15 protein-coding genes are annotated in these 15,185 nt (G+C 42.1%); 9 read left to right on the top strand and 6 right to left on the bottom strand.

The window, feature by feature from the left end:
• Nucleotides 1-138 precede the first annotated feature (138 nt).
• The 5 genes from IR083_RS15905 to folP are packed head-to-tail and all read left to right on the top strand — an operon-like array spanning nt 139 to nt 4,214.
• Nucleotides 139-1,011 (top strand): YicC/YloC family endoribonuclease, encoded by an 873-nt coding sequence (locus tag IR083_RS15905; protein ID WP_006800837.1) that lies wholly within the window; start codon nt 139-141, stop codon nt 1,009-1,011.
• Between the two features lie 18 nt (nt 1,012-1,029).
• On the top strand, nt 1,030-1,593 hold the full coding sequence (gene gmk, locus IR083_RS15900; RefSeq protein WP_194225068.1) for a guanylate kinase: 564 nt from the start codon (nt 1,030-1,032) through the stop codon (nt 1,591-1,593).
• Nucleotides 1,590-2,165, top strand: a complete 576-nt coding sequence (gene nadD, locus IR083_RS15895; RefSeq protein ID WP_194225067.1) for a nicotinate (nicotinamide) nucleotide adenylyltransferase — start codon at nt 1,590-1,592, stop codon at nt 2,163-2,165. The genes gmk and nadD overlap by 4 nt, the downstream gene beginning before the upstream one ends.
• Before the next feature lie 5 nt (nt 2,166-2,170).
• Nucleotides 2,171-3,346, top strand: coding sequence for a M24 family metallopeptidase (locus IR083_RS15890; protein WP_194225066.1), 1,176 nt, complete (start codon nt 2,171-2,173; stop codon nt 3,344-3,346).
• Between the two features lie 28 nt (nt 3,347-3,374).
• Nucleotides 3,375-4,214, top strand: coding sequence for a dihydropteroate synthase (gene folP, locus IR083_RS15885; protein WP_194225065.1), 840 nt, complete (start codon nt 3,375-3,377; stop codon nt 4,212-4,214).
• Between the two features lie 3 nt (nt 4,215-4,217).
• Here the strand turns inward: folP and IR083_RS15880 are convergent, their stop codons facing one another.
• From IR083_RS15880 to IR083_RS15860, 5 genes are all read right to left on the bottom strand, one after another.
• Complete coding sequence (locus IR083_RS15880) at nt 4,218-4,919, bottom strand: 16S rRNA (uracil(1498)-N(3))-methyltransferase (RefSeq protein ID WP_194225064.1); 702 nt, start codon at nt 4,917-4,919, stop codon at nt 4,218-4,220.
• A 3-nt stretch (nt 4,920-4,922) separates the two neighbouring features.
• Nucleotides 4,923-5,492 (bottom strand): xanthine phosphoribosyltransferase, encoded by a 570-nt coding sequence (gene xpt / locus IR083_RS15875; RefSeq protein ID WP_006800843.1) that lies wholly within the window; start codon nt 5,490-5,492, stop codon nt 4,923-4,925.
• 12 nt (nt 5,493-5,504) lie between these two features.
• The gene (locus IR083_RS15870) at nt 5,505-6,887 is read right to left on the bottom strand and encodes a nucleobase:cation symporter-2 family protein (protein WP_006800844.1); all 1,383 of its coding nucleotides are present in this window, start codon (nt 6,885-6,887) and stop codon (nt 5,505-5,507) included.
• Nucleotides 6,888-6,909: 22 nt separating this feature from the next.
• Complete coding sequence (locus IR083_RS15865) at nt 6,910-7,578, bottom strand: DUF2625 domain-containing protein (RefSeq protein WP_194225063.1); 669 nt, start codon at nt 7,576-7,578, stop codon at nt 6,910-6,912.
• Nucleotides 7,579-7,903: 325 nt separating this feature from the next.
• The gene (locus tag IR083_RS15860; RefSeq protein WP_194225062.1) at nt 7,904-8,080 is read right to left on the bottom strand and encodes a hypothetical protein; all 177 of its coding nucleotides are present in this window, start codon (nt 8,078-8,080) and stop codon (nt 7,904-7,906) included.
• 272 nt (nt 8,081-8,352) lie between these two features.
• On the opposite strand from IR083_RS15860, the gene IR083_RS15855 reads away from it, so the two are divergent.
• Complete coding sequence (locus IR083_RS15855; RefSeq protein ID WP_194225061.1) at nt 8,353-9,657, top strand: anaerobic C4-dicarboxylate transporter family protein; 1,305 nt, start codon at nt 8,353-8,355, stop codon at nt 9,655-9,657.
• A gap of 13 nt (nt 9,658-9,670) precedes the next feature.
• On the opposite strand, the gene IR083_RS15850 is transcribed toward IR083_RS15855, so the two are convergent.
• Nucleotides 9,671-10,591: an endonuclease/exonuclease/phosphatase family protein gene (locus IR083_RS15850; RefSeq protein ID WP_194225060.1), complete on the bottom strand. Its 921-nt coding sequence runs from the start codon at nt 10,589-10,591 to the stop codon at nt 9,671-9,673.
• 215 nt (nt 10,592-10,806) lie between these two features.
• Here IR083_RS15850 and IR083_RS15845 point away from each other — a divergent pair, with 215 nt between their 5' ends.
• The 3 genes from IR083_RS15845 (at nt 10,807) to IR083_RS15835 (ending at nt 15,181) form a co-directional block, all read left to right on the top strand.
• Complete coding sequence (locus IR083_RS15845) at nt 10,807-13,839, top strand: valine--tRNA ligase (protein ID WP_194225059.1); 3,033 nt, start codon at nt 10,807-10,809, stop codon at nt 13,837-13,839.
• Nucleotides 13,840-13,922: 83 nt separating this feature from the next.
• Entirely contained in the window at nt 13,923-14,654 is a 732-nt protein-coding gene (locus IR083_RS15840; protein WP_194225058.1) for a lysophospholipid acyltransferase family protein, read from the top strand.
• A 41-nt stretch (nt 14,655-14,695) separates the two neighbouring features.
• Complete coding sequence (locus IR083_RS15835) at nt 14,696-15,181, top strand: GNAT family N-acetyltransferase (protein ID WP_194225057.1); 486 nt, start codon at nt 14,696-14,698, stop codon at nt 15,179-15,181.
• Nucleotides 15,182-15,185 lie beyond the last annotated feature (4 nt).

The raw sequence follows: 15,185 nt of genomic DNA, 5'->3' as shown, positions 1-15,185 counted from the left end.
CTTTATTTTATATTTTAACTATTTACAAAAATAAGTAATTACTAATGATTAACGCAGATTGTGCATTTAAAGTTCTTATTTTTTAATCGGAACGTATAATATTTGTGTATTTTTGTGCCTAAATCTAAAATTAGCAGCATGATACAATCAATGACAGGTTTTGGAAAAGCCACAACCGAACTTGAAAAAAGAAAGGTTACAGTAGAAATAAAATCCCTTAACAGCAAACAATTGGACTTATCGGTCCGTATGCCAAATCTATACAAAGAACATGAAATGGAAGTTCGCAATATGCTTTCCCGTGAATTGGAACGTGGAAAAGTAGACTTTCTTATATATGTGGAAAATATAGGTAATGAAACAGCTAACCAGATCAACCACAATTTGCTCGAAGGATATTATAATCAGATTAAAGAGTCGGCCCGTAAACTGGGAATAGATACTCCTGCCGATTGGTTTTCAACATTGCTTCGTTTGCCGGATGTATTGAAATACGAATCGCAGGAAGTGGATGAAGCCGAATGGGCTGCTGTTTCGAAAACAATAAGTGAAGCAAAGAAGCAATTGCTTGCCTTCCGCAAACAGGAAGGGGCTATGCTGGAAAAGCTTTTTGAAGAAAAAATAGGGAATATCTCACGGCTATTGACAGATATAGAGCCTCATGAAGCTGAACGGGTGGATAAGATAAAAGTACGGATAAGCGAAGCTCTACAGAAAATAGAAGACTTTGACTACGATAAGAACCGTTTCGAGCAGGAGATGATCTATTATATCGAAAAACTGGATATAAACGAAGAAAAGGCCCGTCTTACAAATCATCTCAGCTATTTTCTGGAAACAATGAAATCCGGTTCGGGACAAGGAAAGAAGCTCGGCTTCATTTCTCAGGAAATGGGACGTGAGATAAATACAATGGGTTCGAAGTCGAATCATGCCGAAATGCAGCAGATAGTTGTACGCATGAAGGATGAACTGGAGCAGATCAAAGAACAGGTGTTGAACGTATTATAAAGGTCACTTATAAAGTTAATGGGTAAATTAGTCATATTTTCGGCTCCTTCAGGCGCAGGTAAATCTACAATCGTCAATTACCTGCTATCGCAGGATTTGAACCTTCAGTTTTCAATATCGGCTACCAGCCGCCCGCCAAGGGGAACAGAAAAGCATGGTGTGGAATACTATTTTCATAGTCCCGAAGAATTCAGGGAAAAAATCGCCAATGGCGAGTTTCTCGAATATGAAGAGGTATATACGGATAAGTTTTACGGTACGCTGAAAGCAGAGGTGAAACGTATTATGAACGGCGGAGGCAATGTGATTTTCGATGTGGATGTAGTAGGCGGCTGTAATATAAAGAAATATTACGGAGATAAGGCTTTATCTGTTTTCATAGAACCACCTTCCATAAATGAACTGCGTTGCCGTCTGGAAAAAAGAGGAACCGATTCGCCCGAAGTTATCGAATCCCGTATTGCAAAAGCTGAATATGAAATGACATTCGCTCCTCAGTTTGATGTGGTTATACACAATGATAATCTGGAAGAGGCAAAAGCAAAAGCATTGAACGTAGTAACTGATTTTCTGAGGAAATGAATATCGGCATCTTTTCGGGGTCTTTCAACCCGATACATATCGGGCATCTGATTCTCGCGAACTACATAGTGGAGTTCACGGAAATAGAAGAGGTGTGGTTTCTGGTAAGCCCCCAAAATCCGTTGAAATCGGAGGATGAGCTTTCGGACGAACATATACGCCTGGAAATGACAGAACTTGCACTGGCTAAATACGCAAAGTTAAAAGCCAGTGATTTTGAATTCTCAATGCCCATCCCGTCTTATACGGTGAATACGCTGGACGCTTTACGGAATGAATATCCCGGACATAATTTCACGCTGATTATCGGCGCCGATAACTGGAATGTATTTGAGAGTTGGCGGGAATATGACAAGATTCTCGAAAATTATAAAATTAAGGTATATCCGCGATTGGGTTACCGTATCACTATTCCTACGAAATTGAGGGATAAGGTAGAGGCGCTGGATTCTCCTATTATCGAGATTTCATCGACATTTATCAGGGATAGTATTGCCGGAGAAAAAGATATAAGGGCCTTTTTACCGGATGACATATATGATTATATTCTGAATAAAGGATTGTATAAATAAAGATTATGAACAACAGGGAAGCATTGACAAAAGATTTGGAGATTCGCTGTTCCCGTCTGCAGAAAGCAATGCAGGCGATGGAAGTAGAAGCTTGTATATTGAGTACATCAGTAAATGTATTTTATATGACAGGCATGGTTTACAATGGTTATTATTATCTGCCGGCCGAGGGTAGCCCCATGCATTTTGTAAAACGGCCCGAAGGTATCCCTTTTGAAAATACGATCTACATCCGGAAGCCGGAACAAATTGCGGAAGAGCTGCAAAACAGAGGTCTGTCGTTGGCCAAGACACTATTATTAGAGACAGATGTCCTTTCCTTCGGTGAATGCGCCCGTTTGATGGGAACATTTAATATAACGAAAGCTGCCAATGCTTCAACTCTTATGCGCAAAATACGCAGTGTGAAAACGGATTTCGAACTGGAACAGGTGAGAGCCTGCGCCCGGAAACATGAAGCTGTTTATAAGCTGATTCCGTCCGTTTACAAGCCGGGTATGACTGATATAGAATTACAGATAGAGATAGAGAAGTTGATGCGTTTGCACGGCTCTATGGGTATCTTCCGAAGTTACGGCGATAATATGGATATCTATATGGGTAGCCTGCTTGCAGGAGAGAATGCAGAAGCTCCCTCTCCTTACGATTATGCTTTAGGCGGGGCAGGCTCCAGTCCTACTTTACCGTTGGGTGCATCGGGGAAAAGGATAGAAAAAGGGCAAACTATTATGGTGGATATGGCAGGAAATTATTCGCCTTGGATGACCGATATGACACGTATTTTTTCGGTAGGAAAGACATTAGATATCGCTTATCGTGCCCATCAGGTATCGATAGATATCCACAATCATATAATGGATATTGCCAAACCCGGAACCGCTTGTGGCGAACTGTATAATATCTCGATGGAAATGGTAGTAAAGAATAATCTTGAGCCATACTTCATGGGAACGAAGCAGCAGGCTAAGTTTGTCGGACACGGACTCGGCCTTGAAATAAACGAGCCTCCGGTGTTGACTCCCCGTTCGAAAGAATTACTGGAAAAGAATATCGTTTTTGCGTTGGAACCGAAGTTTGTGATTCCGGAGGTGGGGGCTGTGGGAATAGAAAATACATATGTGGTGACCGAAACCGGAATAGAGAAACTGACTATATTGGAAGAGGAGATAATAGAGTTGTGATGGGTAGAGAAATAATCTAAAACAGCCGATGAAAACAATCAATATTAAAGGAGAACTGCTGGATCTGTCTTATCCTGTTGTAATGGGGATACTGAATATTACTCCCGATTCATTTTACTCTGGTAGCCGCAAAGAGACCGAGAGCCAGATTATAGACAGGGTTTCGGAGATACTTTCCCAGGGAGGAACAATTATAGATATAGGCGCCCAGTCAACCCGTCCTTCCTCAACCTTTCTTTCTTCGCTGGAAGAAATAGAGCGGCTGAAGTTTGCTTTGCCTCTTATCAACAGGGAATTTCCCGATGCTATCCTTTCCGTAGATACTTTCTATGGCGATGTAGCTCGTTTTTGCGTTGAGGAACATGGAGTAGCCATTATAAATGACATATCGGGCGGTGAAATAGACAAGACTATGTTCGATACGGTTGCCCGGCTCAATGTACCCTATATATTGATGCATATGCGCGGTACACCCCAAACGATGAAGGATTTGACCGACTATGAAGATCTGATCCAGAATATCTTCTATTATTTCTCTAAGAAGGTAGCAGAATTGCACTTACTCGGGGTGAATGATATTATTATCGATCCCGGATTCGGGTTTAGTAAAACGATGGATCAGAACTATGAATTAATGGCAGCGTTGCGGGGCTTCTCTGTGTTTGAATTACCTCTTTTAGCGGGGATTTCGAGAAAAAAGATGATCGCCGGTTTGTTAGACACAACTCCCGCCGGAAGCCTCAATGGAACTACTGTACTGAATACTTTCGCCTTGCAGAATGGAGCGGATATTTTACGTGTCCATGATGTAAAAGAAGCGGTGGAAACGGTGAAAATAGTGAAAAAACTGGAGGAATATAAGTTCTGATAATCAGCTCAGTACATGTAATGTATGACAGGCAACCAAAGCTGCCGTTTCGGTGCGCAAGCGGCTGTCTCCCAAAGAAATGGGTTTGAATCCATGATCTATTGCCATCTTGACTTCCTCTTCTGAGAAATCGCCTTCCGGCCCGATAAGAATAAGGGCATTGCCACCTTTTTTATAAATATCTTTCAACAGTACTTTCTCCTGCGGATAACAATGGGCGATGAACTTTTGCCCGTCAAATTCCTGTTTGATGAATGCAGGGAAAGATTGCATCTCATCCAGTTGAGGTAATAATGCTTTTTGGGATTGTTTCATTGCCGAAACAAGTATTTTCTCTATCCGCTGAGCCTTTATTTCCTTTCGTTCGGAGTGCCGGCAAAGAATAGGGCTGAGACGGTCGATTCCTATTTCGGTGGCCTTTTCTGCAAACCATTCTATGCGGTCGATATTTTTTGTCGGGGCAAAAGCTATTTGCAGGTTGAAGTTCCAGCCTTTGGGCTGTTCTATTGTTTTGAGGATGTTTACCATACAATGTTTCGGGTTGGCCTGCATTATTTCAGCATCATAGAAAAAACCCTTTCCATCGGTAAGTAGTATTTCATCGCCTTCTTTTTTACGCAATACTTTTATGCAATGCAGGGCTTCCTCGGCAGGCAGTTCTACATTGGAGAGAATATCAGGGGTAAAAAAGATTGTTTTATCCATTGCTTAATCTTCGAAGATGATCTTGTTATCGCCCAGTTCCTTGATTTTAGCCAGCGACTCTATGTGGATACCGAGTTCGCGTAGACGTTGCCCTCCGTCCTGGAAGCTTTTCTCGATAATAAAGCCCATGCCGTAAAGTTCGGCCCCGGCTTCTTTGATAAGGTTGTATATGCCAATGGCCGCATTACCGTTAGCCAAAAAATCATCGATGAAAACCACTTTGTCGTTCGGGTTTAGAAAATCTTTGCTTACACAGATTGTATAGTCCTTATCTTTGGTAAAGGAATGAGCAATGGTAGACACCATATTTACCATTGTTTTGGGGACCGCTTTCTTTACAAATACGACAGGTAATTCGAGCAGGTAGCCAAGCATGATAGCAGGGGCAATGCCACTGGCTTCTATTGTTATAATTTTATTTATCGGCAGATTTCCGAACTTGCGGACAAATTCCACTCCTATCGACTTCATGAGAATAGGGTCCATCTGATGATTGATAAAGCTGTCTACTTTAAGGATTCCTCCGTCAAAGCTTTTTCCATCCTTAAGGATACGGTCTTTTAGTAATTTCATAACAATAAATATTTAGTCTTTGATACGGATAATCACATTAGCAAGGATGGCAACGACTCCTCCGGTAGTAATTCCCGAAGCAAAGATTCCTTTTATGGCTGTCGGCATTTGGGAAAGGATATCAGGAACCAGTTCCACGCCGAGCCCACAGGCAAAGCTGACCGCAAGTACCAGTATGGCTTTTCGGTCTATGTTTTGCGACGCAATGATGCGTACTCCCGATGCGGCAACAGTACCGAACATCAGCAATGTGGCACCTCCAAGTACAGGCTCTGGCATGATAGAGAATATACCCCCGATGAAAGGAAAAGCACTCAATATAATAAGGAATGCTGCGATATAGTAACCTACACGGCGGCTGGCTACTCCTGTCAACTGGATCAATCCGTTGTTCTGTGCAAATATAGAATTAGGGAAAGAGTTGAATACTCCGGCGATAGCTGAATTGATACCGTCGGCCAATACTCCGCCTTGTACACGTTTCATAAATTTAGGACCTTCAATCGGTTCTCCGCCAATCATTGAATTTGCAGTGATATCACCGTACGCTTCGATGGAAGTGATAAAGTAGATAAGAGCTACGGCAATGAAAGCAGAGAGATCAAAACTCAATCCGTATTTGAATGGTTGGGGAATGGTAAATGCGCCTATTTCACCCATGTTTGAAAAATCTATCCATCCCATGAAGTATGATACGACATAGCCGATCACAATACCGATGATAATGGAACTCATACGGATATACTTATTCTTTATGCTGTTCAATATAAGGATGGATACTAGGACAAGGGCTGCGATACCCAGATTCTGCGGGCTGCCGAATCCTCTTTCCCCTTCAAGGCCCATCGCTCCGAATCCGCCACCGCAGGATATAATCGCCACTTTAATAAGGGAGAGTCCTATCATTGTTACCACAATGCCCGAAACAAGCGGGGTGATGATCTTCTTTGTATATTTCAGCAAGCGGCTCACAATCATTTCCACAGGAGAGGCAGCGATACAGACCCCGAATATGGCGGCAAGAATGGCAGCTTCGGTCATATCGCCTTTAGCTGCGAAACTGGCAGTCAGCGCACCGATGAAAGAAAAGCTAGTTCCCTGTATACAGAGTAAGCCACAACCCACAGGGCCGAAACGGCGGCACTGTATAAATGTAGATATACCCGAAGCGAGTAACGCCATGGAAACAAGGAAGCCGGTTGTTTCGGCACTGAAATTTAATGCCCGGGATATAATTAACGGAGGGGTTATAATAGCCACAAAGATAGCCAGCAGGTGTTGAAATCCTGCGAACATGGCCTCGCTGAAAGGCGGTTTATCCTCAATCTGATAAATCAGGTCTGTTTTTCGTATCGGTTGGATAATTTCATCCGCTTCTTTTTCTGTGACTTGCATAAGTATTATTTGTTTTATTATATTATCCTAGTGTATTTTTCATTTCCATATTGAAGTTATAAACCTCTTCTACAGGTATAACTTTCTTCGTTATTTTATTTATATCTTTCCCCTCTTTAGTCCAGAGGAACGGGAAAAAGTTATAAGAATAATCGGGATTCAGTACTGCAATATCTTTCTCCCAACCTTTCCAGCGCAGCCCTTCATAAAAGTCGTTCATATCCGTTTCGAAGCAAAACAGAAGGAATTGGCTATACCCGATCTCCATTGGCAGCCAGCGCAACAAGTCGGGTGCAAAATAATACATATTACCCGTGTCTTTTCCCAGAAATCCTGCGTTAATCGCATAAAACCCACCGATAGCATCATCTGCCACCAACAGATACGGTGCAGGTTCTCCGAATTCTTCAAATGTTTTGCCTTGGTTCCAGTCCGGCAGGGTTCTCTGCATACGGTCGCTACCTGAGCCTAAGATTCGTATCCAACCGTTGTCGATGAGCAGGCCGCCTGTTTCGTAGATGATCGCTCCCATCAGGGAACGTGTGGTGACTTGAGTGTTTACCAGAGCATTTTCGGCTCGCTGACGTTCGCAAGGCAGAATTTCCACCTTGTTTTTGGCCACGCTTATCCATTCCTTGATGACAGGCCAACCCGGATCTTCCGTATTTACAAGCTCTTGTAGTGTACGCATAGGTACAGGTTTTAGAATAAGGTGCAAAATTAGTATAATTATAGATATATGCTAAATAATGCAGTGAGAATAATGTAATAGCCAGCGTTAAATATGACATTTTGGAAAAGAAAGAGAGCTTCATCACGAATCAAACTGCCAACAGTGATTGAAGTAAAAGTGGATAATTCAGTTTCACTTTCAACTTGCTACTTGTTAAAATCTGACACATCTGACACTATTTACAGTAAACAGTTAGCAGTAAACAGTAAACAACCCGTAACTGTTAAAAGGTAACAAAGGTAACAGATATGTCAGCTTTTAGCTATTAGCTTTTAGAAGACCTTTATACACTGTCATGCTGAGCGGAGCGAAGCATCTCTTTCATTAAAAAGGTAACAAAAGTAACAGGTTTTGCATTCACTTTGTAGGGGCGAATAAACATTCGCCCGAATCGACGCCCGCTGGCGCGGACTTCCAGTCCGTGTCTTGTTGACTGGGCAAAATGTTTGCTACGCAACACAGACACGGGACGTTTGCGCGAGCGTATGTAAAAGCTACCCCTTTTTAATTTTTAAATCTAAATCTTTCTGATATTTCAAAGATCGCTCTCATTGCCAAATTCGTTAACCGGCATATTAAAATAATATAGATAATTGTTTTCTGTTTTGTTGATGAATTTACCCACTTCAGATGTCATAGAGCTAGAAAGATTATCTCCTCAGTCAGACATTCATATTTTTAATTAATTGTTATATTTGACATCAATTTCTAATCGCATAATATAAGACTTATATGCTGATACAATTCCTCTTTGTTCTCACAGCCATTATTATCGGAGCCCGTATACAGGGCATCGGATTAGGAGTAATGGGAGGATTGGGACTTGCTGTCCTTGTCTTCGGTTTCGGACTGGAGCCAACCTCCCCGCCCATAGATGTCATGCTGATGATAGTCGCTGTCATTGCAGCGGCAGGTTGTATGCAGGCGGCAGGAGGACTTGATCTGATGGTGTCGATGGCAGAGAAATTTTTACGGAAGCATCCGCAACGTATTACATTATTGAGCCCGATAGTTACTTATCTGTTTACTTTTGTTGCCGGAACAGGGCATGTAGCCTATTCCGTATTACCCGTAATAGCGGAAGTTGCCCGTGAGACAAAGATACGTCCCGAGCGGCCGCTCGGCATTGCAGTAATTGCATCCCAGCAGGCTATAACTGCCAGTCCTATCTCGGCGGCTACAGTCGCTTTGCTAAGTATGCTCGCAGGGTATGATATTTCCCTGCTTGACATCTTAATGATAAGTATACCATCGACTCTGATCGGAGTATTATTGGGAGCTTTGTTCAGTATGCGAGTGGGAAAGGAATTGCACGAAGACCCTGAATATCTACGGCGGGTAGAGGATGGCATGTTTACTAAAAGCTCCTCAATAGAAAAAATAGATTATAAGTTGAAGAGTAAGGCGGGACTGTCTGTCCTTATATTTATTCTGGCAACCGTCTTTATCATACTGTTTGGGTCGGTAGAAGGTCTCCGTAATATAGGAGGTAATACTTTGAATATGCCTGTTGTTATTGAAATATTGATGTTATCGGCCGCCGCTCTTATCCTGCTTACGACAAATACAAACGGGATAAAAGCCGCACAGGGTTCTGTCTTTATTGCCGGGATGCAGGCTGTAGTTGCCATATTCGGAATAGCGTGGATGGGGGACACCTTTATCAATGGGAATATGGAGCAGTTACGCGCTTCCATCGAAGGGGTCGTAACTTCAATGCCCTGGATATTCGGAATCGCTCTGTTTGTAATGTCTATTCTCCTATATAGCCAGGCCGCTACTGTGCGGGCACTGATGCCGCTTGGCATTGCATTGGGCATATCTCCGTGGATGCTGATAGCTCTTTTCCCTACAGTAAACGGCTATTTCTTCCTGCCGAACTATCCTACTGTGGTAGCGGCTATTAATTTCGACCGTACAGGGACTACCCGTATCGGCAAATGGGTTTTGAACCATTCCTTTATGTTGCCCGGACTGGTTGCGACTATCGGAGCCGTGTGTACCGGCTTACTGATGATTATGCTATTGGGGAAATAAAGCGTCTATACTGTTATTTAATAGTAAAGGTGCTGAGTACAGCCCTGTGATCGGATGGATAATTATTGAACTTTATATTACTAAAAGGACTTTCTTCCCCTACAATCTGAGAATTCTCCAGTTTGATATTCTCCCCTGAGAAAAATACAAAATCGATACGGTCCGGCACTTCTGTATATGCCTTTGTCTCAGGCAGGGTTGTCCATGTATGTCCGGGATTTTTGGCTTCATCCGGATATTTCTCCCGATAAGAATCTTTTAGTCCGGAATCTATAAAGGCTTTCGTCGATGGCCATGCGACAGCTGTCTTGCACAGCTTTGCTTTTGCAGCCTTGTCTGTCCAGTCCAGACAGGATGGCTCGTTAAAGTCTCCCGTTAAGAATACCGGATACCCTTCTTTCTGAACGGTCAGGATATCTGCTATATTGGATTTAACCTCTTTTTTGCGGGAGTTTTTCGCAGATTCAATCGCTTCAGCTTCTGTGGAAAGAAACGGAGCTCCACAATATTCGATTCCGTTCAGCTGGTATGGTTCGTATGGGCAATGTATCAGATGCACATTGAACATCCACACAAAATGGCTGTCATCTATCTTTATTTTTACTCCTTGCTTATTCTCCGATGTGTCTACAATAGGGTATTTACTAATGATGGCTGTACTTCTTCCATATACATAAGAATGCCAGTTCAGACTGTCTGCTATCTGCTTTGCCGTGTTCTGGTCTTTACGCGTGGCTTCCTGTATGCCTACGATATCGGCACCGCTGTTTACGAGCACTTCGGCTGTGGCTTCGATGGATTTACCGCCACCCATCCATATATTAAAGCTCATTACGTTCAGAGATACAGGTTCGGAATTTTGCTTATTGCGACAGGATGCTGTTGTGGTAAGCAGGATAAACGATAATAAAATCAATCCGGATATGTTTTTCATATTATATTGGGACTACATGTTTTTTTGAGGATACAAGATACATCTTTACTTGAATACTGCAAAATAAGAAATGATTGAAAACTATTTCGTATTTTTGTTCCCTCTAAAAGTTTTAAGGTCACAGACCTGTTTATTATTTTGGTAAATGAAGCAACAATAGTAAATTATGATTCAAAAATGTATCATTAACTCTATCTGTTACTAAATGATTAATTATGGAAATTGCAAGTAAATACAATCCTGCAGAAGTAGAAGACAAGTGGTATAAATACTGGTTGGAAAACAGGTTCTTTCATTCGGAACCCGATAGTCGTGAACCTTATACGATTGTTATCCCTCCACCTAACGTCACAGGTGTGCTGCATATGGGGCACATGCTGAACAATACTATTCAGGATATACTTGTACGCCGTGCCCGCATGATGGGTAAGAACGCCTGCTGGGTGCCGGGAACCGATCATGCTTCCATTGCAACCGAAGCAAAGGTGGTGGCAAAACTTGCGTCTGAAGGTGTAAGTAAATATGATCTTACACGTGACGAATTTCTGAAACATGCATGGGACTGGACTCATAAGCACGGAGGAATCATCCTGGAACAGCTGAAAAAGTTGGGAGCATCGTGCGACTGGGATCGTACATGTTTTACTATGGATGAAAAACGGTCGGAAAGTGTAATAAAAGTATTCGTAGATTTATATAATAAAGGACTTATTTACCGCGGCATCCGTATGGTAAACTGGGACCCTGCCGCCAAAACCGCAATTTCGGATGAAGAAGTTATCCATAAGGAAGAGCATGGAAAGCTGTATTATATAAGGTATAAACTAGCCCCCCTGCCCCCCGAGGGGGGTGTGGCTGACGCACCAAAATACCAGACTGCAAAATGGGATAATTATAATTTGCTAAAGGAGCATGCGAAGGATATGCGGAAGTTTTCGACTGAGGCTGAAAGCGCTTTGTGGGAGATGTTAAAGAAAAAGCAATTAGGAGACAAATTCAGAAGACAACATGTTATAGAGAATTTTATAGTTGATTTTGTTTGTCTGGATAAGAAAATTATTATCGAAGTTGATGGGAAATACCATAATGAGCCGGAAATTGCGGCAGCTGATAAATTAAAAGATGAGATTCTAAACGATTTGGGATACAGTGTCCTCCGCTTTACAAACGAAGAAGTGATAGCAAATACTGAATCTGTCTTATCAAAAATACAAGCCTCTCTTAGTAGCTCCCCCTTTGGGGGAGTTGAGGGGGCCGATTTTGTGGTAATTGCTACCACCCGTCCCGAAACTATCTTTGGAGATATCGCTGTATGTATCAATCCGAATGACCCTAAAACAGCTTTTGCGAAGGGGAAGAAAGTTATTGTACCTATCGCCAATCGTGTTGTACCTGTTATAGAGGATGAATATGTGGATATGGAGTTCGGAACTGGGTTTCTGAAAGTTACTCCTGCACATGATGTGAACGACTATATGCTCGGTGAGAAATACAATCTTGAAGGACTCGATATTTTCAACGATGATGGTACATTGAATTCATACGGGCTTCAATATGAAGGCATGGATCGTTTCGATGTGCGCAAAAAGATAGAGAAGGATTTGCAGGAGTTGGGTCTGCTCGAAAAAGCAGAGGCATATACCAATAGTGTCGGATACTCGGAGCGTACGCATGTACCTATCGAACCGAAATTGTCGATGCAATGGTTCCTGAAAATGGAAAATCTGGCAAAGCCTGCACTCGATGCAGTTGAAAACGATACAATCAAATTCTATCCGGCCAAGTTTAAAAATACATACCGCCATTGGATGGAAAATATTAAGGACTGGAATATAAGCCGTCAATTATGGTGGGGACATCAGATTCCGGCCTATTATTTACCTGAGGGAGGTTTTGTTGTAGGAGAGACTCCTGAAAAAGCATTGGCTGAGGCTAGAAAAAAGAATTCGGATCTGCAAATGGAAGATTTGCGTCAGGACGAAGATTGCCTCGATACATGGTTTTCTTCATGGTTGTGGCCGATATCAGTATTCGATGGAATAAACCAAACTGAAAATGAGGATATAAAATATTATTATCCTACTAATGACCTGGTAACAGGGCCGGATATCATATTCTTCTGGGTAGCCCGTATGATTATGTCCGGATACGAATACCGCAATAAGGCTTGTTTCGAAAACGTTTATTTCACAGGAATTGTACGCGATAAAGAGGGGCGTAAGATGTCGAAGCAATTAGGTAACTCTCCTGATCCGCTCGATCTGATTTCGAAATACGGCGCAGACGGCGTGCGCATGGGATTGCTGCTCACTGCTCCGGCAGGAAATGATATTCCGTTCGATGAGGCTCTTTGCGAACAGGGGCGCAACTTCAATAATAAGATATGGAATGCTTTTCGTCTGGTAAAAGGATGGGAAGTGGACAAGAATATTGAACAACCCGAATCGGCTAGAATAGCGATAGAATGGTTTAAGAATATATTGGCTAAAACGATTGCGGAACTCGACGATTCTTTCGGTAAGTATCGTTTGTCAGAAGCTCTGATGGCAGTCTACAAACTATTCTGGGATGAATTCTCATCATGGTATCTGGAGATGGTGAAGCCTGCTTACCAGCAACCGATAGATGCTAAGACGTATGAAGCTACACTTGGCTTTTTCGATTCGTTGCTCCGTCTTCTTCATCCGTTTATGCCGTTTATCACAGAAGAATTATGGCAGGCATTAACCGAAAGGAAAGAAGGAGAAAGTATTATGGTTTCCGATATGCCAAAAGAATCTTCATCTGATAACGAACTGCTCGAAGCCTTCGAAAAGGTAAAAGAAACTATTGCCGGAGTGCGTACCATCCGCCTGCAAAAGAATATACCGAATAAAGAAAAATTGTCGCTTGAGGTTATCGGCGGATACAATACTGCTTTCGATAGTGTTATTTCCAAGATGGGAAATCTTACTTCAATAAAGACTGTCAATGAAAAAGATGTTACCGCCGTATCTTTCTTAGTTGGTACAACTGAATTTTCCGTACCTCTGGGTAACAACATCGATATAGAAGCCGAATTGAAGAAACTCAACGAAGAACTTGTTTATCTCCAAGGTTTTCTCAAATCGGTAGCCAATAAACTCGGCAACGAAAAGTTTGTAGCTAATGCCAAGCCTGAAATTGTAGAAAATGAGCGCAAGAAACAGGCAGATGCGGAAAGTAAAATAAAAACGATAAAGGAAAGTATTGCTAATCTGAGCAAGTAATTTCCCCGATCGTATGAAAATAAAAGAAAGGAGCTGCACCGGTAGCAGTTCCTTTCTATTTAACCCTCCAAAAGATAAATAATATGGCTCGTATTTTATACTTTCCTTACCAGTGGTTAATATTTGTTCCATTACTGATTCTGTCCACCATTTGGTGTACACTGACTATTATAATAGGCTCTGTTATTGGCAACAATAAATTCTGGGGATATTATCCCGGAGTGATCTGGGGCAGGTTTGTATGCATGGCCGCATTATTAAGAATCAAAATCAACCGGAATAAGAATCTCGATAAAAATCAGTCGTACGTTTTTGTGGCTAATCACCAGAGCGCTTTTGATATTTTCCTTATATACGGATACTTGGGGCACAATTTTAAATGGCTGATGAAGCAAAGCCTGAAAAAGATGCCTTTAGTGGGTTTCGCATCCGACAAAGCCGGACACGTATTTGTAGACTCCACCACCCGAAAGGGAATAGTGGATACGATGCGGAAAACAAAAGAGACGCTCAAAGATGGTATGTCTACCGTTGTTTTTCCTGAAGGTCACCGATCTCCGGACGGGAAGATGGCTGAATTCAAAAAAGGAGCATTCCAGACGGCGCTGAGCCTTAAACTGCCGATAGTTCCGCTTACCATCGATGGAGCGTATAAGGTATTGCCTATTCATTCGTGGATAATGAATCCTGTAAAAATAACCCTTACTTTCCATGACCCGATAGAAACTGCTAATCTTAAATCGGACGACCTGCCCGAACTGATAGACAAAGTATATGCCGTAGTAGGATCTGCGCTGCCTAAAGAGAGCAGGTGAACTATGGCTATTAAAGACTGATTATATCAAGACTTGTAATAATGGATGAAATACTAATCCGTCCCATAGAGGAAAAAGATAATAAGGAACTTGCCGCTTTAATCAGGGCTGTATTTGAAGAGTTTGGCTCTGAAAAGGTAGGTACGGTATATAGTGATCCTGAAACAGACGCTCTCTTCCAATATTTTTCCGAAGCAAGATCCGAATACTGGGTTGCAGAAGAAAATGGGTTACTTATAGGGGGATGCGGTATATATCCGACAAAAGGATTGCCCGAAGGATGTGCCGAATTAGTAAAACTCTACTTATCACCTTCAGCAAGAGGAAAGAAACTCGGATTTCGCTTATTCGAAAAGTCTATTGATCGTGCTCTGGCATTAGGATATAAACAACTATACTTGGAATCGTTTCCCGAATTTTCTAAAGCCGTGTCCATGTATGAGTCTTTTGGCTTTAAACAGTTGGATCATCCTCTTGGCGACTCCGGACATTATGCATGTACCATTTATATGCTCAAAAACCTTTAGTTTC

This window comes from Dysgonomonas sp. GY75, assembly GCF_015234155.1.
GTDB classification, from domain to species: Bacteria; Bacteroidota; Bacteroidia; order Bacteroidales; family Dysgonomonadaceae; genus Dysgonomonas; species Dysgonomonas gadei.
This window is presented reverse-complemented; position numbering and strand designations above follow the sequence as displayed.

Excerpts from the sequence above, each read along its gene's own strand:
- IR083_RS15855 (WP_194225061.1), top strand. The coding sequence starts at position 8,353 with ATGCTGATACAATTCCTCTTTGTTCTCACAGCCATTATTATCGGAGCC.
- IR083_RS15880 (WP_194225064.1), bottom strand. The coding sequence starts at position 4,919 with ATGGATAAAACAATCTTTTTTACCCCTGATATTCTCTCCAATGTAGAA.
- gmk (WP_194225068.1), top strand. The coding sequence starts at position 1,030 with ATGGGTAAATTAGTCATATTTTCGGCTCCTTCAGGCGCAGGTAAATCT.
- IR083_RS15845 (WP_194225059.1), top strand. The coding sequence starts at position 10,807 with ATGGAAATTGCAAGTAAATACAATCCTGCAGAAGTAGAAGACAAGTGG.
- folP (WP_194225065.1), top strand. The coding sequence starts at position 3,375 with ATGAAAACAATCAATATTAAAGGAGAACTGCTGGATCTGTCTTATCCT.
- nadD (WP_194225067.1), top strand. The coding sequence starts at position 1,590 with ATGAATATCGGCATCTTTTCGGGGTCTTTCAACCCGATACATATCGGG.
- IR083_RS15835 (WP_194225057.1), top strand. The coding sequence starts at position 14,696 with ATGGATGAAATACTAATCCGTCCCATAGAGGAAAAAGATAATAAGGAA.
- IR083_RS15850 (WP_194225060.1), bottom strand. The coding sequence starts at position 10,591 with ATGAAAAACATATCCGGATTGATTTTATTATCGTTTATCCTGCTTACC.
- xpt (WP_006800843.1), bottom strand. The coding sequence starts at position 5,492 with ATGAAATTACTAAAAGACCGTATCCTTAAGGATGGAAAAAGCTTTGAC.
- IR083_RS15890 (WP_194225066.1), top strand. The coding sequence starts at position 2,171 with ATGAACAACAGGGAAGCATTGACAAAAGATTTGGAGATTCGCTGTTCC.
- IR083_RS15905 (WP_006800837.1), top strand. The coding sequence starts at position 139 with ATGATACAATCAATGACAGGTTTTGGAAAAGCCACAACCGAACTTGAA.
- IR083_RS15865 (WP_194225063.1), bottom strand. The coding sequence starts at position 7,578 with ATGCGTACACTACAAGAGCTTGTAAATACGGAAGATCCGGGTTGGCCT.
- IR083_RS15870 (WP_006800844.1), bottom strand. The coding sequence starts at position 6,887 with ATGCAAGTCACAGAAAAAGAAGCGGATGAAATTATCCAACCGATACGA.
- IR083_RS15840 (WP_194225058.1), top strand. The coding sequence starts at position 13,923 with ATGGCTCGTATTTTATACTTTCCTTACCAGTGGTTAATATTTGTTCCA.